The organism is Pseudomonas sp. NPDC078416 (assembly GCF_050268485.1).
Classification (GTDB): domain Bacteria; phylum Pseudomonadota; class Gammaproteobacteria; order Pseudomonadales; family Pseudomonadaceae; genus Aquipseudomonas.
In genome coordinates this window covers 86,417-107,348 of the sequence record NZ_JBNNGV010000012.1, presented here as the reverse complement: position 1 = coordinate 107,348, position 20,932 = coordinate 86,417, and the positions used below count along the sequence as shown (strand labels likewise).

The following is a 20,932-nucleotide window of genomic DNA, read 5'->3' as shown; positions in this document are numbered from 1 at the left end:
TGCCCTAAACCGCAGGGAGCCCGTGATGACGCTATTAAAAGATAACCAATCCACCGACCTCGAAAACATGGTTGGCCTGACCCGACGCGGGTTCATCAGCGCGGGCGCCCTGTGCGGCGCGGCGATGTTCCTGGGCGGCAACTTGCTCAGCCGCAGCGTCATGGCCGCCAGTGTCAGCGCCGCCAATGGCACGCTACTCGGCTTCGACAGCATCCCCTCCTCCACCACCGACAGCATCAGTCTGCCGCCCGGTTATCGCTCCTCGGTCCTGATCAGTTGGGGCCAGCCGCTGCACACCAACGGCCCGGCTTTTGACCCCAGCGGCAAAGGCACCGCGAAGATGCAGGAGCTGCAATTCGGCGACAACAATGACGGCATGAGCCTGTTTACCTTCCCCGGTGACAAGCCCGACACCGCCAGCCGCGCACTGATGGCTATCAACAACGAATACACCAATTACCGCTACCTGTTCGATCACGGCAAAGACCCCCAGTCCGCCGAAGACGTACACAAGGCCCAGGCCAGCGAAGGTGTGTCGGTGATTGAGGTCAAGCGCGACGGTCAGCAATGGGCGTTCGTGCAAGGATCCAAATACAACCGGCGCATCCACGGCAACACGCCGATTCACCTGAGTGGCCCGGCCGCCGGGCACGAATGGTTGAAAACCGCCGCCGACAAGACCGGCAAGAACGTACTCGGGACGTTCCAGAACTGCGCCAACGGCAAGACGCCGTGGGGCACCTATCTGACCTGCGAAGAGAACTTCACCGACTGCTTCGGCAGCAGCGATCCGGCACAGACCTTCGACGCCGCGACCAAACGCTATGGTGTGACGGCTGCCAGCAAGGAAGTGAATTGGCACCTGCACGACCCGCGTTTCGACGTCGCAAAAAACCCTAACGAACCCAATCGCCATGGCTGGGTGGTGGAGATTGATCCGTTCGACCCGAAATCTACACCGGTCAAACGCACCGCCCTGGGCCGCTTCAAGCATGAAAACGCTGCGCTGACCGAAACCAAGGACGGCCGCGTCGTGGTGTACATGGGCGACGATGAGCGCGGCGAATTCATCTACAAGTTCATCAGCCGGGACAAGGTCGATCACAAAAACCCCAAGGCCAACCGCGACATCCTCGACCACGGCACGCTGTACGTGGCGCAGTTCGACGCTGGCGACAGCAACCCCGATCACCCGAAAGGCCACGGCAAATGGATTGAGCTGAGCCACGGCAAGAACGGCATCGACGCCGCCAGCGGGTTCGCCAATCAGGCCGAAGTGCTGATCCATGCGCGCCTGGCGGCAAGTCAGGTGAAAGCGACGCGCATGGACCGGCCCGAGTGGATCGTCGTCAGTCCCAAGGACGGCCAGGTCTATTGCACACTGACCAACAACATCAAGCGCGGCGATGAAGGCCAGCCAGTGGGCGGGCCGAACCCCCGGGCGAAAAATCAGTACGGGCAGATTCTGCGCTGGCAGGAAACCGGGTCAGATGCAGCCGCCATGGATTTCGCATGGGACTTGTTTGTGGTCGCGGGCAATCCAGGTGTGCATGCAGGAACGCCCCAGGGTGGATCAAGCAATATCACCCCGCAGAACATGTTCAACAGCCCGGACGGCCTGGGTTTCGACACGGCCGGGCGGCTGTGGATCCTCACTGACGGCGACGCCACCAATGCGGGCGACTTCGCCGGCATGGGCAATAACCAGATGCTGTGCGCCGACCCTGCAAGCGGCGAGATCCGCCGGTTCATGGTCGGCCCGGTGGGGTGTGAAGTCACCGGCATCAGCTTCGCGCCCGACCAGAGAGCGCTGTTCGTCGGCATTCAACACCCCGGCGAAAACGGCGGCTCGACCTTCCCCGAGCACTTGCCGAATGGCAAGCCCAGGTCCTCGGTGATGGTCATCACGCGGGAGGATGGCGGGGTGATCGGCGCCTAACGCGAGCGCTTCCCCATCCCGGAAAGGACGCCATCGGCGGGATGGGGAATCCAGTGAATCAGAGGCACCGGGTGTAACGCGCTGTGTCAGGTGTAACACGCCTGAGGTACCATGACTGGCCCGACGCGGCAGCCTGCTGCGCGCAGGAGTTAGCATGGCCCACCCGTTCGAAACACTTACACCTGACCTGGTGCTGGACGCCGTCGAGAGCATCGGCTTTGTCACCGACGCCCGTATTCTCGCGCTCAACAGCTATGAGAACCGTGTCTATCAGGTCGGCATCGATGAACAGCAGCCGCTGATTGCCAAGTTCTACCGGCCCGGTCGCTGGACCAACGAAGCCATTCTCGAAGAACACAGTTTTACGGCAGAACTGGCCGACGTCGAAATCCCGGTCGTCGCGCCCCTTGTGCACAACGGCCAGACCCTGTTCGAGCACGCCGGCTTTCGCTTTACCCTCTTCCCCCGTCGTGGCGGCCGCGCGCCAGAGCCTGGCAATCTCGAACAGCTCTACCGTCTCGGACAGTTGCTGGGGCGCATCCATGCCGTTGGCGCCACGCGCCCGTTCCAGCACCGCGAAGCCCTCGGCGTGCAGAACTTCGGCCACAACTCGCTGAACTACCTGCTGGACAACAACGTGATTCCCCGCAGCCTGCTGCCGGCCTATGAGTCCGTTGCCAAAGACCTGCTCAAGCGCGTGGAAGACGTCTACGCTGCTACGCCGCATCAGAACATCCGCATGCACGGCGACTGCCACCCCGGCAACATGATGACCCGCGACGACATCTTCCACATCGTCGATCTCGATGACTGCCGTATGGGCCCTGCGGTGCAGGACGTCTGGATGATGCTCGCGGGTGATCGTCAGGACTGTCTGAGTCAGTTGTCGGAATTGATGGACGGCTACAACGAGTTTCACGACTTCGACCCCCGTGAGCTGGCGCTCATCGAACCGTTGCGCGCACTGCGCCTGTTGCACTACAGCGCATGGCTGGCGCGTCGCTGGGACGATCCGGCGTTCCACCACAGCTTTTCCTGGTTCGGCACCGAACGCTATTGGGGTGACCAGGTGCTGGCGCTGCGTGAGCAGCTGTCCGCGCTGAACGAGGAACCGCTGAAGCTGTTCTGAAAACGCGAGAAAACTCTGTAGGAGCGTGGCTTGTCCCGCGAACTCGCGCAAAGCGGCAGCAATCCGGACACTCGATGTAGCAGACGTGGCTAAACCCTTCGGTCTACTACTGCTGCGCAGCCGATCGCGGGACAAGCCACGCTCCTACACGTCAGCCACACGTCCCACGCCTGCGCGACGTTCGGTTACCGAAACAGATAGAACCATCACCACAACAAAAAACTTGCCGAAGGACCACCCATGCAAGCTGCCAACCCGCGACGCGGGTACATTCTGGGCCTGAGCGCCTACATCATCTGGGGACTGTTTCCGATTTACTTCAAGGTGCTGGCCAGCGTCCCTTCGCTGGAGATCATCGTCAATCGCGCGATCTGGTCGGCCATCTTCGGCTCGCTTCTGCTGCTGGTCTGGAAGCATCCCGGCTGGTGGCAAGAGCTTCGGGATAACCCCAAACGCCTTGCCATTCTCGCCGGCAGCGGCACGCTGATCGCCGCCAACTGGCTGATCTACGTTTGGGCCGTGAACAACAACCACATGGTCGAAGCCAGCCTGGGTTACTTCATCAACCCGCTGATCAACGTGATGCTCGGCATGGTGCTGCTGCGCGAAAGACTGCGGCCGTTGCAATGGGTGGCGGTGATGCTGGCGTTGATCGGAGTGCTTCAGCAGGTCTGGCAAGTGGGCAGCCTGCCGTGGGTGTCGCTCGCGCTGGCGTTCACCTTTGGCTTCTACGGCCTGATTCGAAAAAAAGCACCGGTGGCCGCCCTGCCCGGGCTGGTGGTGGAAACCTGGATTCTGGTGCCGCTGGCCGTGGGCTGGCTGATGTTCAACCCGCTTGCCCACAGCGCGCAGCCGGAGTTCTGGACAACATCCGAGGCGCTCTGGCTGGCCGCGGCCGGTCCGGTGACCCTCGTGCCGCTGGTGTGTTTCAACGCCGCAGCGAGGCATTTGCCCTACGCGACATTGGGCTTTTTGCAGTACATCGCGCCGACGCTCGTGCTGGCCCTGGCGGTTGTGCTGTACGACGAACACATGCCCTCGGCCACCTTGGTGACCTTTGCCTTCATCTGGTCCGGGTTGATCATCTACAGCTTCGACGCGTGGCGCTCGTTGCGCAAACGCGCCCAGGCCTGACCGAATCGGGCAAGTCGCTGCAGGCCTTTTGAACAACCAGGCCTGCAGCGGTTACATCGATTACTCGTCCGTCGGCAGATGCAACTCCACCATCAGGTCATCCGCCAGGGTTTCCAGCCGCTGCTGCAGCACATCCAGCGAAAGGTCCATGGGCAATCCCAACTCGGCATGGGCGCGAAACAACGTTTCGCTGCTCATGGGGGCGGGCTCGACGCTGGTCACCAGATGCTCCAGGTTGACGCCTTGCTCGGCCAGCACGCGAGTCACGTCGCGCACGATCCCGGATCGATCATTGCCCACCAGATCCATGGTGATGGGCCTCCACTCAGGCAAGGCTTCCGGAAGAGCGTCGGCGAACAGGACGCGGATACCTTTTGCCGATAGCCCTTCCAGCGCGCTGCGCAGGGACTGATGGGCGTCGACCGGCGCGCTGACCCGCAGGATCCCGGCGAACTGCCCCGCCATATGCGACATACGGCTTTCCAGCCAATTGCCACCGTGATCGGCAATGCATGCCGCGAGCTGCTCGACCACGCCGGGCTTGTCCAGCGCAGACACCGTGACGATAAGATGATCCACAAACGACTCCTTTTATGTGCAGCGACTGAGGCCTGTTTAATACCACGCCTGATGGGTCGCGGGGTGGTTGTGGGGAGTATAGGCACGTCAGCCCCGGTCGCAGCGACGTCAGCACATCAGTATTTTTGTGTACGATCCCAATAATTATCTGGAACAATCTGCATATTCTTTGAGAACATCTGATGCCGCCGTGTGACCAAACACCCAAATCCGGTCGCTCAGTGCACATTCAGTCTGATTTTCATGCCGCAACTCATCATGTAGTATCGCTTCGCGTTCACTACATAGATGTCGAATCCAGGCCAGATCCGATGTTCCTGCAAGGCCAAAACCTGTTTCAAGCGCTTTACCTCAGGTGCCCGCCGCCCCGCCCAGCCGCCCGCAACGGCATGTTCTGGAAGGGCACGCAGCGACGTCGATGGCTTTAACAAGAAAGCGCTCGTGATTGAAGCGCAGATAGCTGAGCAGAGTGAGGCAAGCAATGACTGAACACGTTCAAGTCGGTGGCCTGCGGGTCGCCAACGTCCTGCTGGATTTTGTGAACAACGAAGCCATTCCCGGAACCGGCCTCGACGCCGCTGCATTCTGGGCCGGTGCCGATGCGCTCATCCACGAGCTCGCACCGAAGAACAAAGCCCTGCTCGCCAAACGCGACGAATTCCAGGCGCGTATCGACGCCTGGCATCAGTCCCATGCCGGCAACGCCCACGACGCGGCCGCCTACAAAGCGTTCCTGCTGGAAATCGGCTATCTGCTGCCGGAAGCGGCAGACTTCCAGATCACCACACAAAACGTCGATGAAGAAATCGCGCGCATGGCCGGTCCGCAATTGGTGGTGCCGGTGATGAACGCGCGTTTCGCGCTCAATGCATCGAATGCCCGCTGGGGCTCGCTGTATGACGCGCTGTACGGTACCGACGCCATCAGCGAAGCCGGCGGCGCGGAAAAGGGCAAAGGCTACAACCGGGTCCGCGGCGACAAAGTCATCGCCTTCGCCCGTGCATTTCTCGACGAAGCTGCCCCTCTGGCGGCGGGCTCCCACGTCGACTCCACCGGCTACAAGCTGGTCGACGGCATGTTGATCGTCGGCCTCAAGGGTGGCAGCAACACCGGCCTGCGCGATGATGCCCAACTGATCGGCTTCCAGGGCGATGCGTCGGCGCCGACCGCGCTGCTGTTCAAACACAACGGTCTGCACTTCGAACTCCAGATCGACGCCACGAGCCCGGTCGGCCAGACCGACCCGGCCGGGGTCAAAGACGTGCTGATGGAAGCGGCGCTGACCACCATCATGGATTGCGAAGACTCCATCGCTGCTGTCGACGCCGACGACAAGGTGGTCGTGTACCGCAACTGGCTGGGGCTGATGAAGGGCGATCTGTCCGAAGACGTCGCCAAGGCCGGCATCACGTTCACGCGCACGATGAACGCCGACCGCGTCTACACCTCGCCCACCGGCGAACCCGTCACGCTGCATGGCCGCTCGCTGTTGTTCGTGCGCAACGTCGGTCACCTGATGACCATCGATGCGATCCTCGACAATCAGGGCAACGAAGTGCCGGAAGGCATTCTCGACGGTCTGCTGACCAGCCTCGCGGCCATCCACAATCTCAAGGGCAATACCTCTCGCGCCAACAGCCGCACGGGCTCGATGTACATCGTCAAACCGAAGATGCACGGCCCTGAGGAAGTGGCGTTCACCAACGAATTGTTCGGGCGTATCGAAGCGGTGCTGAACCTGCCGCGCAACACGCTCAAAGTCGGGATCATGGACGAAGAGCGCCGCACCACGATCAACCTCAAGGCCTGCATTCAGGCCGCGAGCGAGCGTGTGGTGTTCATCAACACGGGCTTCCTGGACCGCACCGGCGACGAGATCCACACGTCAATGGAAGCGGGGCCTGTCGTACGCAAGGCGCAGATGAAGGCGGAAAAGTGGATCGGCGCGTATGAAAATTCCAACGTCGATATCGGTTTGAAATGCGGCCTGCAAGGGCGCGCGCAGATCGGCAAAGGCATGTGGGCGATGCCTGATCTGATGGCCGCGATGCTCGAACAGAAAATCGCCCATCCGCTGGCCGGCGCCAACACCGCATGGGTGCCGTCGCCCACTGCCGCTGCGCTGCACGCGTTGCACTACCACAAGGTCGATGTGTTCGCCCGCCAGGCTGAACTCGCCCAGCGCGCGCCGGCCTCGGTCGACGACATTCTGACCATCCCGCTGGCGCCGAACACCGACTGGACGGCGGAAGAGATTCAGAACGAGCTGGACAACAACTCACAGGGCATTCTCGGTTATGTGGTGCGCTGGATCGACCAGGGCGTTGGCTGCTCGAAGGTGCCGGACATCAACGACATCGGCCTGATGGAGGACCGCGCCACGCTGCGCATTTCCAGCCAGCACATCGCCAACTGGCTGCGCCACGGTGTGGTCAGCGAGCAGCAGGTGATGGACAGTCTTAAGCGCATGGCGCCGGTGGTGGACCGTCAGAACGCAGGTGATGCGCTGTATCGGCCGCTTGCGCCGGACTTCGACAGCAACATCGCGTTTCAGGCAGCAGTTGAACTGGTGATCGAAGGCACACGGCAGCCGAATGGTTACACAGAGCCGGTGCTGCATCGCCGCCGTCGGGAGTTCAAGGCGAAACACGGGGCGTAATCAGCGCCCAAACAAAAAGGCGGTGTCCACGTAAATGGACACCGCCTTTTCTGTTTCACCACTGGGTCCATTGTAGGAGCGCGCTTGCCCGCGATTGCGGTATGACTGTGATGGAGACATCGCCTGCCAGATTGCATTCGCGGGCAAGCGCGCTCCTACAGTGGATACGGTCATACAGGCAGATCGTACTCAACCCGTCGGCGCCCCTATCAAACGGGCGGCGTACTTACGCCATTTCCAGTTCCCGTTTCACCAGCCGCAACAGCTGCTTGGTGTTGATCGGCTTGAGCAGAAAATCCACCACGCTCAAATGCATTGCATCGATGGCGTCGCGGACGTTGGCGTCGCCGGACACGATAATGATCGGCAACTCCGCACGGTCCGATTCGCGGACCCGACGGATCAGATCCAGCCCGTCGCACGGTGCCATGCGCAGATCGGTGATCAGCAACGCAATGGACGGTCGGGTCTGCAGCAAATGCATGGCGCTGGTGCCGCCGGCGGCGGTGATGCAACTGATGTCATTGAGACTGAGAATTTCGGCCAGAACTTCCCGAGCATCCTTGTCGTCATCGACGATCAATACCCGTTGTGGCGATTGGGACGCAGGCGCGAGCATCACCTCATTGAGGGCTTCGCGCTCTTCATCACTCAAAATACTGTGATCGAACATACCCGTCTCATCTTCCTGTCGACTCCAATTCTGACAGCGCAAGCGATAGATACGCTGCACATCCTGTCGGCTTCATGCCGGGCCCTGAGGCCTCGCGCTAACTGCATCGCTGCGGTATTACACCTTGGTTCGATGCGATTCAACGCCTTCGCAGTCACCTAAGACTTACGTCCAATGGGCACTGCCCGATAAGCGGTCGACCATGGGGTCAATAAAAACAAGCGGTAACGGTCATGAGCAAAGCGGACGCTTTTACCCAGGCAGGCAAAACAGCCGTTCTGCAGAACATCCACGGCACGATGCAGTTCCTGCAAAAATTCCCGCCGTTCAACCAGATGGAAAATGCCCATCTGGCCTACCTTGTCGAACAGTGTCACCTGCGTTTCTACGCTACAGACGAGAGCATCATCAAGCCTAGCGATGGGCCAGTAGAACATTTTTACATCGTCAAACAAGGCCGCGTGGTGGGTGAGCGTCCTCACTCGGCAAAAGGCGGCACAGAGACCACGTTCGAAATCACCACGGGCGAGTGCTTTCCCCTCGCCGCGCTGCTCGGCGAACGCGCCACGCGAACCGAGCATCTGGCGGCCGAAGACACCTTCTGCCTGCAGTTGAACAAGCAAGCCTTCATCAAGTTGTTCGCACTTTCCAATGAGTTCCGCGACTTCGCCCTGCGCGGCGTCAGCAGCCTGCTTGATCAGGTGAATCAGCAAGTAAAGCAGAAGGCGGTGGAAACACTCGGCACGCAATATTCGCTGAACACGCGACTGGGTGAACTGGCGATGCGTCATCCGGTGACGTGCTCCCCCGACACGCCGCTGCGTGAGGCCGTGCGCCAGATGGACGAGCAGCAAGTCGGCAGTATCGTGATCGTGGACGAGGCCAAAGCGCCTCTGGGTATTTTCACGCTGCGCGATCTGCGTCAGGTCGTCGCCAACATCGATGCCGACTTCGGCGAGCCCATCGAACGCAGCATGATTCAAGCGCCGTTCTACCTGAGCCCGGACGCCAGCGCCTTCGATGCCGCCATTGCCATGACCCAGCGCCATATCGCCCACGTCTGCCTGGTCAAGGATCAGCGTCTGTGTGGCGTGGTCTCCGAGCGCGACCTGTTCTCGCTCCAGCGCGTTGATCTGGTACATCTGGCGCGCACCATCCGCAGCGCGCCGCGCATCGACTCGCTGGCCAACCTGCGCGGCGACATCGTCCAGCTAGTGGACCGAATGCTCGCCCACGGCGCCTCGTCCACCCAGATCACCCAGATCATCACGCTGCTCAACGACCACATGGTCTGCCGCGTCATCGAACTCACGCTGGAAGAGAAAGGCGATCCCGGCATCGCTTTCAGCTGGCTGTGTTTCGGCAGCGAGGGTCGCCGCGAGCAGACGCTGTACACCGATCAGGACAACGGCATTCTGTTCGAGGCTGGGGACGCCGCCGAGGCCGCCGCAATACGAGGCCGGTTGTTGCCGATCGCCGAGCGGATCAATCAAAGCCTGTCGGTGTGCGGATTCGCGCTGTGCAAGGGCGGGATCATGGCGAGCAATCCGCAGCTGTGCCTGTCGCGCATCGAGTGGGCGCGGCGATTCGGCTCGTTCATTCGCGAAGCCACGCCGGAGAACCTGCTGTCGTCTTCCATCTATTTCGATTTGCGTGTGGTGTGGGGCGAAGAAAGCGGCGGCGATCAGTTGCGTCAGAGCATTCTTGCGCAGGTCGCAGACAACGCCTTGTTCCAGCGCATGATGGCCGACAACGCCCTGCGTCAGCGCCCACCGGTGGGCCGCTTCAAGGATTTCGTGGTCGCACGCAAAGGCAGTGAAAAAGACACGCTGGATCTGAAGACCCAAGGCTTGACGCCATTTGTCGACGGGGCGCGGTTACTGGCGCTGGCCAACGGCGTCGAGGCGAGCAACACGCTGGACAGGCTGCGTCAGCTGGTGGCCAAAGAGGTTATCGACCCGCTGGACGGTGCGGCGTATGAAGAGGCTTATCACTTCATCCAGCAAACCCGGATGCAGCAACATCAGCAGCAGAACCGGCAAAACCTGCCGTACTCCAACCGCATCGACCCGGATGTGCTCAATCATCTGGACCGGCGCATTCTGCGTGAGTCGTTCCGTCAGGCGCAGCGGCTGCAGACCAGCCTCACCGTGCGCTACCAACTGTAAGCGACTGCTCATGAATTTGTTCCGTTGGCTCAAGCCACCCAAACGCGCCGCCGCTCCTGAGCTCACGCCTGAACAGCAACAGCGTCTGCGCGCCCTGCCCGCCCCCTGTGCGCTGGATCAGAAGAAGTTGCGCCAGCAACGGTGGGTCGTTGTCGATCTTGAAACCAGTGGGCTGAATCTGCAGCGGGACGACGTGCTGTCGATCGGCGCAGTGGTCATCGAAGATGGCGCGATCGATCTGGGTCAGCAGTTCGAGCGCACGCTGATGCGCACCGATCACAAACTCAGCCCGAGCGTATTGATTCACGGGCTGGGGCCCACCGCGATTGCGGCAGGCAGCGAGCCAGTGGAAGCGCTGCTGGATTTCATGGCGTTCGTGGGTGACAGCCCGCTGCTGGCATTCCACGCGGCGTTCGACGAGCACATGCTGGGGCGTGCATTAAAGGAAAGCCTGGGGTTTCGCCTACTGCACCCTTTCATCGACGTGGCTCACATCGCGCCCTTCATTTGCCCGAACGCGAATTTGCGTCAAGCAGGCCTGGACGACTGGACGCGATTCTTCGGGCTTCACGCCGAAGAGCGTCATCACGCCAGCGCCGACGCGCTGGTGACCGCCGAACTTGCGATGATCCTGTTCAGCCACGCCAGGCGACAGGGGATCGAAACCCCCGCACAGCTTGAGCAAGGCGTGGCGAAATGGCGACGGCAGCAGCAATCACATTCGTTCTAGCGTTCGTCCTCTGAGCCTATGGATTCCGTCCCACCTTACAAACCGAATGGTCGATTCGTACATCAACCGTTCGGCTTGTTCCTACAAGGACCAATTGCCAGCATTAAGTGGCTCTGACACAATCGCGAACAATTCTCGTTAGCCCCTTTGTTCTCCTCGGTGCGTTTGTGTCGTCACTTCAAAGTCCCCAGCAGCAGCTCGTCGGAACGCTCTATCGCGACCATCGCGGCTGGCTGCTGGGCTGGCTCAGACGCAACGTCGCTTGCCCCCACCGCGCCGAAGACCTGAGCCAGGACACGTTCATTCGTCTGCTGGGCCGCGATCAATTTCTTGAACCCCGCGAACCGCGGGCTTTTCTGGTTTCCATCGCCAAGGGCTTGTTGTTCGACCACTTTCGTCGGGCCGCGCTGGAACAGGCGTATCTGGACGAGCTGATGCTGATCCCCGAGGGCGAACAACCTTCGCTGGAAGAGCAGCAACTGATTCTCGAAGACCTCAAAGCCATCGACCGTCTGCTGGGCAAGCTGTCCAGCAGGGCGCGCGCCGCCTTTTTGTACAACCGCCTGGACGGCATGCCCCACGGAGAGATCGCCACAAAGCTCGGCGTCTCGGTGCCCCGCGTGCGTCAGTACCTGGCGCAGGGTGTGCGCCAGTGCTACATCGCACTCTATGGCGAGCCAACATGAGCCGTATTTCCACCCGACCTGTTTCATCCTATGTGCTGGACGCCGCCATCGCCTGGCAGCTGTGCCTGGATTGCGGCCGGGGCAGCGAAGCCGAGCGTGAAGAGTTTGCCAAGTGGTACGCCGCCAGCGACGAACATGCCCGGGCCTGGATGCAGCTCGGCATGGTCGATCAGCGTTTCGCCGGCACCACCGGCCCGGCCCGTTCGGCGCTTTTGCGTTCCCGTGATGGCATCGGCTTGCGTCTGCGCAAGCTGGGCCGCGGGGTTGCAGGTATTGCACTGGCATTGGGATTGACGGTTTTTCTGGGGGATCGCCTGCTGCCAGTGGATTACTGGCTCGCAGATCTGCGCACCGCCACCGGGGAGCAACGCATCATTCGTCTGTCGGATAACACCCTGATCCGGCTCAACACCCACAGCGCGCTGGACGTGCGATTCGACGCCACACAGCGACGGATCGTGCTGCAGGAAGGCGAGATCTTCGTGGAAACCGGGAGCCACAACGACGCGCGTCCGTTCATCGTCGAAACCCCCGAAGGGCAAATGCGCGCCCTGGGCACGCAGTTTCTGGTCAAGCGGCAGGCCGACGGCACGCTGCTGAGCGTGCTGCAATCAGCCGTCGCCGTGCACCCGCAAGCGTCGAATCATGAAAAGGTGCTGAACGAAGGGCAGCAGATGTTGATTCATCGCAACACCCTCGGCCCCATGCTCGCCCTCGCGCCCGGCACCGGCGCCTGGATGCGCGGCATGCTGGTCGTCGATAACGCCCGTCTGGCAGACGTGGTCGCGGAGCTTGCCCGTTATCGTCAGGGCCATCTCGGCGTCGCGAAAGACATTGCGGACCTTCGCATCACCGGCAGCTTTCCGCTGACCAACACCGATCTGGCGCTCAAGGCACTGACGCCCACCCTGCCGGTGCAGATCGAGGCGCGTACGCAGTGGTGGGTGACGGTAGTTGGCAGCGAGAAGAAGCCGGCGACTGCGCTGTAAATAAAGGTTCGCCAGCAAGCCGGCTCCTACAGGTAATGGACTGCCGTAGCCTGCGGATTCAACGCATCTCACTTGTAGGAGCGCGCTTGCCCGCGAACGGGGATTATCAGCCACTGGATAAGTTGGCTGGCCCACCGCAATCGCGGGCAAGCGCGCTCCTACAGTGTTTTGCGCCTGGCGCCGGAGATCTCAAGCTGTAGCCGGTTTGCTGGCGAATGCGTCGGTTCGCTCTGCGTAGATATTTCTGGTCTGTGATCAGCCAAGAAGATCCTTGCGCTCGCCAATCAAAATTATTTTCGCCAGGCCCTATCACTTTTCAGATCTCGTTCGGCACATAGGCATTGAGAACCATTTCCATCGAGGTGCCGTTCATGTCCCGCACGCTTCACACCCTTCTGCGACCGAGCCTGCTGGCTATCGCCGTCGCCATTGCCGCACCGATGCTCAGTGCGCCGCTGATGGCTGCTTCCCAGGCTTCCAGTGTCCGCGCCTACGATCTGCCGGCCGCGCCGTTGTCCACGACGCTGACGCAGATTGCCAGTCAGTCGGGCCTGGCGTTGTCGCTGGATCCGGCACTGGCAGCGGGTCGCACGTCGGCGCCGGTTCAGGGACAGTTCGACGCTCCTGGCGCCTTGGGACAAGCGCTGCGCGGCACCGGCTTGCAGTTGAACCTGACCACGGCGGGGACCTACACGCTGATGGCTGCGCCTGAAGGTGCGATGGCATTGCCGGCCACCAGCATTCAAGGCAGTCAGGAAAGCTTCGAAAGCGCGTGGGGCCCGGCCCAGGGATACGCCGCCAGTCGCACCGCAGCGGGCACCAAAACCGATACCGCGCTGGTTGAAGCACCGCGCTCGATCTCGGTCGCGACCCGGCAGCAGATGCAGGATCGCGGCGTGCAAAATCTTGATGATGCTGTGAAGTACATGCCAGGGATCGTTTCCAGCAGTTTCGGCAGTGACACTCGCGCCGACTGGCTACGCGTGCGCGGTTTCGAGCCGACTCAATTCCTCGACGGTCTGCCCATAGCAAAAGGTGTGTACGCCAACCCGAAACTCGATACCTGGAATCTGGATCGCGTTGCTCTGTTAAGGGGCCCGGCGTCGTCGGTATACGGTCAAACCCCACCGGGCGGCCTGCTGGATATGGTTAGCCGCCGTCCCCAAGCCGAAGCCAGCCATGAGGTAGAGGTTCAGTATGGCAGTGATAACCATCGCCAGATCGACTTCGCTACCACGGGCAAAATTGACGATGATGGTCAGTTCCTCTACAGCCTAAGCGGTGTAGTACGAGACAGCGGAACCCAGATCGATCACATCGACAACAAGCGCTATAACATCGCTCCCAGCCTTACATGGAACATCGACCCGGACACCAAGCTTACATTCCTCAGCCAGTTCACGCGTGACGATACGGGCATCACCAGCCAGTTCCGTCCGATTCAGGGTACGAAGATCAGCATGCCGTTCGGCGATATTTCCCATCATAAGAACTTGGGAGATCCTGACTGGGAGTACTACGACCGAACGTTTTACGCGCTAGGTTATGCATTCGAGCATCGCTTCAATGACACATGGCAGTTTCGCCAAAATCTGCGCTACACAAAATCAGATCTGTCGTTCCAGTCCATCACCCCGGGCTCCTATCCATTTACCCAAGTTGATGACCAAGGCAATCTGGGATCACGTACTACCACCAGTACGGATGAGGACATCTCCCAGTTCGCCGTGGACAACAACTTGCAAGGTGATTTCACCACCGGAGACGTCGCTCACACCTTGCTGATTGGCCTGGATCAGCAGCGTAGCAATACCAACTACACCTCAATCTTTGGAAGTGCACCGGGCATCAATGTAAATAACCCTGTGTATGGATTACCGATCACTCGCCCGCCTCGTTCCTCTGCGTTCTACGACTATGACCAGAAAACCGTTCAGACGGGCATCTATGTTCAAGACCAGATGGCTCTCGACCAATGGAGGCTCACGCTCGGTGGACGTGAAGACTGGGTCCACACGGGCACTAAGTTTTTCAATAAAGGCGATGCAACCAACACCGAACGTGACAAGGCGTTTAGCGGGAACGCGGCAATTAGTTATGTATTCGATTCCGGTTTTGTGCCTTACCTGTCCTATGCCGAGTCCTTTCAACCCACCAGCAACGCCACCGCTTCGCCGACTGACTCGTTCAAACCTACGGAAGGAAAGCAATGGGAGCTGGGTATCAAATACCAACCTCCAGGCAGCAACACGCTACTTAGTGCTGCGATCTACGATCTGACACAGAAGAACGTCGCAGTCACAACTACCAACAGTAGTGGGGTCTCGATCACCAGTCAGACAGGCGAGGTAAAGGTGAGAGGCTTGGAGCTGGAGGCAGTATCCGACCTTACCGACAATTTGAAGTTGGTTGCCGCTTACACCCTTGCCAAATCCGACGTCCAAAAAGGTGACTTCAAGGGAAATCGCCTTCAATTGATGCCTAACCAACAGGCCTCGCTGTGGACGGATTACACCTGGCATGACGGCGTGCTCGACGGTTTCGGTATTGGCGGCGGAGTGCGCTACACCGGTAACACCTATGGTGATCAGGGCAATACATGGCTTGGCAAGGCCGACGCCTATACGGTTTTTGACGCCGCTGTACATTACGACCTTGGACGACTGGCCAACACGCTCAAGGGCACGACCGTTGCTGTCAAAGCCACCAACCTTTTCGACAAGGACTACATTTCCACTTGCGACAGTTTTTATTGCTACTACGGAGACCAACGAAGCGTGGTTGCCAGCGTGAACTACAAATGGTAATGGTTTAAACTCTCATTACCTGAAACAAGGGCCGCTCCCGCACAGCGGCCTTTGTCGCTTTCGCTGACTCCGGATTTCCACATGAAAAGCCAAACCATCCGCCGCTGGTCTTTCATCCACACATGGACCAGCCTGATCTGCACGGCATTTCTGCTGATGCTGGCGATCACTGGCTTGCCGCTGATCTTCAGTCACGAGATTGCTCACCTGACGGGCGATGCGCCGGAATTCAAGGAAATGCCCGCCGGCACCCCGCATCTTGACCTCGAACAACTGGTCCGCTCAGCCGAGGCCCACCGCCCCGGCGACGTGATGCAGTATTTCGGCTGGGACGACGATGACCCGAACGGCGTCTACGCCATCATGGGCAAGACCGCCGGGGGCGACCCTAACGAATCCCACAGCTTCATGCTCGACGCGCGCACCGGCGAGGCGATGGAAACGCCGAGCGCCAACGGCGGTTTCATGATGATCATGCTGCGCCTGCACGTGGACATGTACGCGGGGCTGCCGGGCAAGCTGTTGCTGGCATTCATGGGACTGCTGTTTGTCATGGCGATCGTGTCCGGCGTCGTGTTGTACGCGCCCTTCATGCGCCGACTGGATTTCGCCACGGTGCGGCCGAATAAATCCAAGCGGGTGCGTTGGCTGGATCTGCACAACCTGATCGGCGTCGTCACGCTGACCTGGGCCATGGTCGTGGGCCTGACCGGCGTGCTCAACGCCTGCGCCGATCTGGTAATCGCCCAGTGGCGCACCGACGCGTTGATGACCATGATCGCGCCGTACAAGGACGCCCCGCCCCTGACCGAACGAGCACCTGCGACCCGGCTGATCGACATTTCCAAAGCCACTGTCCCCGGCGCCGAGCCTAGCTTCATTGCATTTCCCGGCTCGCGTTTTTCCAGCGAGCATCACTACGCCGTGTTCATGAAAGGCGACACGCATCTGACGTCCCATCTGCTGACCCCTGTCCTGATCGACGCCCAGGACCTGCACGTCACCGCAACACTGGGACGCCCGTGGTACATGGACGCCCTGCTGCTGTCGCAACCGCTGCACTTCGGCGACTACGGCGGCATGCCGATGAAAATCCTCTGGGCCGCGCTGGACGTCTTGACCATCATCGTCCTCGGCAGTGGCTTGTACCTGTGGTGGGTCCGTCGTCGCGCTGCCGTCACCGTTGCGAAAGCGGTCGCCGTAGAGGCGGAAGTCGCATGACCCGACACAAAAAGCATTCGGCGTTCTGGAAGACCTTCGGCACGCCCGGCTGGATCGCCCTGCTGACCGCAGTCGGCCTGTTCGCGGCACTGCTGGGCGATGGCGCGTGGGATGTACTCGCCTGGGTGGGCATGGCCATTCCGACCTGGTACAGCTGCAAAGGATTGATGGCACGCAAGCGGGTTTGATTCACCGAACCCCGCTTCTACATGATTGACATCGAATCGTACCCACTGAACCGGTTTGCCTTGACGATGGCAGGCGCGCGCGCATCCGCAGTAAAGCATCGCTTCCTGCCTGGCATCCCTTAGTTATAAGCCGAACAAGTCTGTAAGAAGCTTCCCTCAAAACAACAGTAAGCATCCTGCACGCTCCGACACCTAGGCTGGCCTCCCCTGCGAGTCACCCTCCCGATAATCGATATTCCGCCCTGGCAGGGCATCCACAATATCCATCGGGAAGACCCACCATGGCGCTCGACGCATTTTTGAAGATTGAAGGCATTCCTGGCGAAGCACTGGATGAGCAGTGCAAAGACTGGATTGAAATCACCGGGTATTCGTTCGGCACCTACCAGTCCGCGTCCGTTACAGCCAGCACGGCAGGCGGCGCAACTTCCGGGCGTACCACGCTCAGCAACCTGACGCTGACCAAGATGCTCGACAAGTCGAGCTGCAAACTGATGGCAGCCAACTGCGCCGGAGAGCACTTCAAGGAAGTGAAGCTTTCCGTCCACCGTGCAGGGGGCGACAAAATGAAGTTCTACGAAATCATTCTTGAAGAAGTGATCATTGCCGAATACAACCAACTGGCCAACGACGGCATTCCCACCGAACTCATCCAGCTCAACTACGGCCGTATCCGCTCGACCTACACCCTGCAAAAAAGAAACGACGGGAGCGCGGCCGGCAGCGTAACGGGCGGATGGGACAGGATCGGCAATAAGCAATATTGCTGAGCGAGGGACATGTCATGGACTTCGAACGTACCCAACATGTCGGCCATTACGGTGTCGTGTTTACGCTTATTCACTTCACCGTGCAGCCGGACGATGCCGCATCGTTGAGAACGATCAACCTGCCGGAAATAACCAAGGGCCATTTTGAGGTTATCCGGTTGATTGAGGAAACCTACGAGCGAATGCTTGCACAGGGGCGGCCTTGCCGGATGGTGCTTGCGGTGTCACAACCAGTGAGCCGAAACTCAGCAGACCTGCTTAACGATCAGAGGGCTACGATAGGAACCCTGGTTGGCTCCATCGGAGGAAAACTTGCGTCACCGTTAGGGAGCATCGCGGAAAAGATCGCTGGAACGACATCTGCCTCGGCGACCAAAAACGGATTGCCGACTTTTCATTCAGGAGACGTCATCCTCAGTATTGATGCCCAGGTGTCAGGTGGCATCGGTTCTCAACGCTCGTCAGCATCCTTGATCCTGAAAGTAAACGGCGGCCGATGATGGGAACAGGTCTGTCCCTGGCAATTATGGTTTTTGTATTCTGGGGTATACGTCGAATCACCGTACCAAGGCTCTATCAATTCTTGACTGGCTTGGCGCTGATATTCTTCTACTTCAAGTACGTCATCTCATGGATTGTTGCAATGGAGGAAGTACGAGATGCGTACTTCCTGGATTACGAAACATTGTTATTTGGCATTTTCTATCTCGGAGTAGACCTAGTGATCTACAGCTGGTGGCGTGACGACGAGCCAAAGTAGCGAATCGCATTGACTCACCCACCCACTGGCTTGTCCCACGCTCCACCTCGCGCGGGACAAGCACCTCCCGCCGTTCCAGTCATCACATGACCTCCCGCCATTTACAAATCCGGCAGGCCTGCGTTCTGCCCCCGAATCTCACGACTCCACAGGCACTCCATCACCCAAAACCCAGCCCCGCCGGTGACAATCCAGTTACATATAGAAATACAATGGCAATTTATGGGTATTTCAATTGACAAAAAAACGTGCTTTTGACTAAATCCAGTCGTACGACGACGTATAACGATCGCCGCTAAATAAAAACAATACCCAGAGTGGATTCGATGAAAATCAAAGGCATCCGTTGGTGGATGGTCGCGCTGATAACCGGCGGTCTGATCGTCAACTATCTCGCGCGCAACACCCTCTCCGTCGCCGCTCCCACCATGATGAGCGAGCTGAACATCTCCACCGAACAGTACTCGCACGTCGTCATCGCGTGGCAGATGGGCTACGCCTTCATGCAGCCGGTTGCCGGCTATGTGATCGACGCCATCGGCACCAAGATCGGCTTTGCAGTGTTTGCCATCGCCTGGTCTGTGGCGTGCGCATCGGCGGCCATGGCCACCGGCTGGCAGAGTCTGGCGTTCCTGCGCAGCTTGCTGGGCATCACTGAAGCGGCGGGGTTTCCTGCAGCGATCAAAGCGACCACTGAATGGTTTCCGGCCAAAGAGCGCTCCGTCGCTATCGGCTGGTTCAACATCGGTTCTTCGATCGGTGCGTTGCTGGCACCTCCCCTCGTGGTCTGGGCGATCCTGCACAGCGGCTGGCAGATCGCGTTCATCATCGTCGGCGGGCTGGGCCTGCTGTGGAGCGCGGGCTGGATGTTCTTGTACAAGCACCCGCGCAATCAGCGTTTGCTGGGTGACGAGGAGCGCGATTACATTCTTGCCGGTCAGGAATCCCACCTGAAGGACGCGCCGACCAAGCACGCCAGTTGGAAGAAGATCGTCGGCACCCGTAATTTCTATGCGATCGCTTCGGCACGCATGCTGTCGGAGCCGGCCTGGCAGACGTTCAACGCCTGGATTCCGCTTTACCTGATGACCGAACGCCACATGAACATCAAGGAAATCGCGATGTTTGCCTGGCTGCCGTTTCTGGCCGCCGACATCGGCTGCGTGTTGGGCGGTTACCTGAGCCCGTTTTTCTACAAGCACTTCAACGTGTCGCTGCTGACCTCGCGCAAGATGGTGATGGTGTTGGGCTCGCTGTGCATGATCGGCCCTGGCTGCATCGGTCTGGTGGACAGCCCTTATGTCGCGATCGCGCTACTGTGCGCCGGCGGCTTTGCGCACCAGACGCTGTCGGGCGCCTTATACGCAATCACATCGGACTCCTTCGGCAAGAACGAAGTGGGCACCGCAACTGGCCTCGGTGGCATGTTCGGGTTTCTTGGCGCGGCGCTGTTCACGCTGGTGCTCGGGATCATGGTCACCAAAGTAGGCTACAGCCCACTGTTCGTGGCGCTGGCGGCTTTCGATCTCATCGCCGCCACCATCATCTGGTTTGTAGCCAAGCCGCTGTTGACCGGCACACCTTCGGCGCAATCCGGAAGTGCATCGGCTGACTCGGCAGATGGGGTCCCGACGGTCTGACATTCAGGTCCGGGCCGTCGTAAATCGGCCCGGCAACCCATCGGGATATTGCGCAGCGTCCTTGCCCTCACTAGTCTGGAGGGCCAGGCCGATCAGAGGAATGTCCATGTCTGCGCCCAGCATGACGCTGTATTACAACGCCGCTTCGCCCTTCGCGCGCAAGGTGATGATCTTGCTTCATGAAACCGGACAGTCAAACCGGGTGAGTCTGAAAGCAGTAGCGCTTACCCCTGTCAGCCCCGACGTTGAAGTCTGTCGCGACAATCCGTGCGGGAAGATTCCGGCGCTGTGTCTGGCCGACGACAACGTGATCCATGACAGCCGGGTGATTCTCGAATACCTGGATCAACAGCATGTCGGCAACCCCCTCATTCCCAAAGAAGGCTCGGCGCGCTGGCGGCGGTTGACGCTTGCGTCGCTGGCCGATGCCCTTATGGACGCTGCGCTGCTCATCCGTTACGAGACCTTCCTGCGGCCCGAGGAAAAACACTGGTCGGAATGGCTCGACGCCCAGCAGGAAAAAATCGCTCGCACGCTGGCCTACTTCGAAGCCGAAGCCGTCACTGAATTGAGTGCGCACTTCGACGTCGCGTCGATCAGCGTGGCCTGTGCGCTGGGCTATCTGGATTTTCGCCAACCGAATCTGGGCTGGCGCAGCAGCTACCCGCGACTGGCGAACTGGTATTACGAAGTCAGTCAGCGGCCGTCGATGCTGGAGACACAGCCGCCCGCCTGATTGCTTTCAAATCACAGATATCAACGAAGTCGGATTCATTCGCGCGCCGCGGATCGATCCGCCTCGGTGAGGGCCGCGCTGTCGGACCGCGAGGGAATCGGCCTTCGTCGGTCCGCAGCCAGTT

17 protein-coding genes are annotated in these 20,932 nt (G+C 59.9%); 15 read left to right on the top strand and 2 right to left on the bottom strand.

Annotation, left to right across the window (positions count from 1 at the left end; genetic code table 11):
* Positions 1-25: 25 nt before the first annotated feature.
* The 3 genes from ACQKEN_RS13525 to rarD all read left to right on the top strand — a co-directional run bounded on the left by ACQKEN_RS13525 (position 26) and on the right by rarD (position 4,202).
* Positions 26-1,939: a PhoX family protein gene (locus ACQKEN_RS13525; RefSeq protein ID WP_427686121.1), complete on the top strand. Its 1,914-nt coding sequence runs from the start codon at positions 26-28 to the stop codon at positions 1,937-1,939.
* Between the two features lie 154 nt (positions 1,940-2,093).
* Positions 2,094-3,068, top strand: a complete 975-nt coding sequence (locus ACQKEN_RS13520) for a serine/threonine protein kinase (protein ID WP_074886856.1) — start codon at positions 2,094-2,096, stop codon at positions 3,066-3,068.
* Positions 3,069-3,308: 240 nt separating this feature from the next.
* Positions 3,309-4,202 (top strand): EamA family transporter RarD, encoded by an 894-nt coding sequence (gene rarD / locus ACQKEN_RS13515; protein WP_427686119.1) that lies wholly within the window; start codon positions 3,309-3,311, stop codon positions 4,200-4,202.
* 60 nt (positions 4,203-4,262) lie between these two features.
* On the opposite strand, the gene ACQKEN_RS13510 is transcribed toward rarD, so the two are convergent.
* The gene (locus ACQKEN_RS13510) at positions 4,263-4,781 is read right to left on the bottom strand and encodes a glycine cleavage system protein R (protein ID WP_427686117.1); all 519 of its coding nucleotides are present in this window, start codon (positions 4,779-4,781) and stop codon (positions 4,263-4,265) included.
* A 481-nt stretch (positions 4,782-5,262) separates the two neighbouring features.
* On the opposite strand from ACQKEN_RS13510, the gene ACQKEN_RS13505 reads away from it, so the two are divergent.
* Positions 5,263-7,440, top strand: a complete 2,178-nt coding sequence (locus ACQKEN_RS13505) for a malate synthase G (protein WP_427686115.1) — start codon at positions 5,263-5,265, stop codon at positions 7,438-7,440.
* Between the two features lie 226 nt (positions 7,441-7,666).
* Here the strand turns inward: ACQKEN_RS13505 and ACQKEN_RS13500 are convergent, their stop codons facing one another.
* On the bottom strand, positions 7,667-8,113 hold the full coding sequence (locus ACQKEN_RS13500; protein WP_163022123.1) for a response regulator: 447 nt from the start codon (positions 8,111-8,113) through the stop codon (positions 7,667-7,669).
* Positions 8,114-8,346: 233 nt separating this feature from the next.
* Here ACQKEN_RS13500 and ACQKEN_RS13495 point away from each other — a divergent pair, with 233 nt between their 5' ends.
* From ACQKEN_RS13495 to ACQKEN_RS13445, 11 genes are all read left to right on the top strand, one after another.
* Positions 8,347-10,281, top strand: a complete 1,935-nt coding sequence (locus ACQKEN_RS13495) for a putative nucleotidyltransferase substrate binding domain-containing protein (RefSeq protein ID WP_427686113.1) — start codon at positions 8,347-8,349, stop codon at positions 10,279-10,281.
* Positions 10,282-10,291: 10 nt separating this feature from the next.
* Positions 10,292-11,011, top strand: coding sequence for a 3'-5' exonuclease (locus tag ACQKEN_RS13490; protein ID WP_427686111.1), 720 nt, complete (start codon positions 10,292-10,294; stop codon positions 11,009-11,011).
* A 167-nt stretch (positions 11,012-11,178) separates the two neighbouring features.
* On the top strand, positions 11,179-11,697 hold the full coding sequence (locus tag ACQKEN_RS13485; protein WP_427686109.1) for an RNA polymerase sigma factor: 519 nt from the start codon (positions 11,179-11,181) through the stop codon (positions 11,695-11,697).
* Positions 11,694-12,686, top strand: a complete 993-nt coding sequence (locus ACQKEN_RS13480) for a FecR domain-containing protein (protein WP_427686107.1) — start codon at positions 11,694-11,696, stop codon at positions 12,684-12,686. Before ACQKEN_RS13485 ends, ACQKEN_RS13480 begins: the two co-directional genes overlap by 4 nt.
* Positions 12,687-13,057: 371 nt before the next feature.
* Complete coding sequence (locus tag ACQKEN_RS13475; RefSeq protein ID WP_427686105.1) at positions 13,058-15,493, top strand: TonB-dependent siderophore receptor; 2,436 nt, start codon at positions 13,058-13,060, stop codon at positions 15,491-15,493.
* An 81-nt stretch (positions 15,494-15,574) separates the two neighbouring features.
* On the top strand, positions 15,575-16,714 hold the full coding sequence (locus ACQKEN_RS13470) for a PepSY-associated TM helix domain-containing protein (protein ID WP_427686103.1): 1,140 nt from the start codon (positions 15,575-15,577) through the stop codon (positions 16,712-16,714).
* Positions 16,711-16,902: a hypothetical protein gene (locus ACQKEN_RS13465; protein WP_074886829.1), complete on the top strand. Its 192-nt coding sequence runs from the start codon at positions 16,711-16,713 to the stop codon at positions 16,900-16,902. Before ACQKEN_RS13470 ends, ACQKEN_RS13465 begins: the two co-directional genes overlap by 4 nt.
* Before the next feature lie 281 nt (positions 16,903-17,183).
* Positions 17,184-17,672 (top strand): Hcp family type VI secretion system effector, encoded by a 489-nt coding sequence (locus ACQKEN_RS13460; RefSeq protein WP_427686101.1) that lies wholly within the window; start codon positions 17,184-17,186, stop codon positions 17,670-17,672.
* A gap of 14 nt (positions 17,673-17,686) precedes the next feature.
* Positions 17,687-18,172 (top strand): hypothetical protein, encoded by a 486-nt coding sequence (locus ACQKEN_RS13455; protein ID WP_427686099.1) that lies wholly within the window; start codon positions 17,687-17,689, stop codon positions 18,170-18,172.
* Positions 18,173-18,758: 586 nt separating this feature from the next.
* A complete protein-coding gene (locus ACQKEN_RS13450; protein ID WP_074886818.1) occupies positions 18,759-20,072 on the top strand; it encodes an MFS transporter in 1,314 nt (437 codons plus the stop codon).
* 106 nt (positions 20,073-20,178) lie between these two features.
* The gene (locus tag ACQKEN_RS13445; RefSeq protein ID WP_427686097.1) at positions 20,179-20,808 is read left to right on the top strand and encodes a glutathione S-transferase family protein; all 630 of its coding nucleotides are present in this window, start codon (positions 20,179-20,181) and stop codon (positions 20,806-20,808) included.
* Positions 20,809-20,932: the final 124 nt, after the last annotated feature.

Coding starts and splice junctions, on each gene's coding strand:
- ACQKEN_RS13525 (WP_427686121.1), top strand. CDS start 26: ATGACGCTATTAAAAGATAACCAATCCACCGACCTCGAAAACATGGTT.
- ACQKEN_RS13520 (WP_074886856.1), top strand. CDS start 2,094: ATGGCCCACCCGTTCGAAACACTTACACCTGACCTGGTGCTGGACGCC.
- rarD (WP_427686119.1), top strand. CDS start 3,309: ATGCAAGCTGCCAACCCGCGACGCGGGTACATTCTGGGCCTGAGCGCC.
- ACQKEN_RS13505 (WP_427686115.1), top strand. CDS start 5,263: ATGACTGAACACGTTCAAGTCGGTGGCCTGCGGGTCGCCAACGTCCTG.
- ACQKEN_RS13500 (WP_163022123.1), bottom strand. CDS start 8,113: ATGTTCGATCACAGTATTTTGAGTGATGAAGAGCGCGAAGCCCTCAAT.
- ACQKEN_RS13495 (WP_427686113.1), top strand. CDS start 8,347: ATGAGCAAAGCGGACGCTTTTACCCAGGCAGGCAAAACAGCCGTTCTG.
- ACQKEN_RS13490 (WP_427686111.1), top strand. CDS start 10,292: ATGAATTTGTTCCGTTGGCTCAAGCCACCCAAACGCGCCGCCGCTCCT.
- ACQKEN_RS13480 (WP_427686107.1), top strand. CDS start 11,694: ATGAGCCGTATTTCCACCCGACCTGTTTCATCCTATGTGCTGGACGCC.
- ACQKEN_RS13475 (WP_427686105.1), top strand. CDS start 13,058: ATGTCCCGCACGCTTCACACCCTTCTGCGACCGAGCCTGCTGGCTATC.
- ACQKEN_RS13470 (WP_427686103.1), top strand. CDS start 15,575: ATGAAAAGCCAAACCATCCGCCGCTGGTCTTTCATCCACACATGGACC.
- ACQKEN_RS13465 (WP_074886829.1), top strand. CDS start 16,711: ATGACCCGACACAAAAAGCATTCGGCGTTCTGGAAGACCTTCGGCACG.
- ACQKEN_RS13460 (WP_427686101.1), top strand. CDS start 17,184: ATGGCGCTCGACGCATTTTTGAAGATTGAAGGCATTCCTGGCGAAGCA.
- ACQKEN_RS13455 (WP_427686099.1), top strand. CDS start 17,687: ATGGACTTCGAACGTACCCAACATGTCGGCCATTACGGTGTCGTGTTT.
- ACQKEN_RS13450 (WP_074886818.1), top strand. CDS start 18,759: ATGAAAATCAAAGGCATCCGTTGGTGGATGGTCGCGCTGATAACCGGC.
- ACQKEN_RS13445 (WP_427686097.1), top strand. CDS start 20,179: ATGTCTGCGCCCAGCATGACGCTGTATTACAACGCCGCTTCGCCCTTC.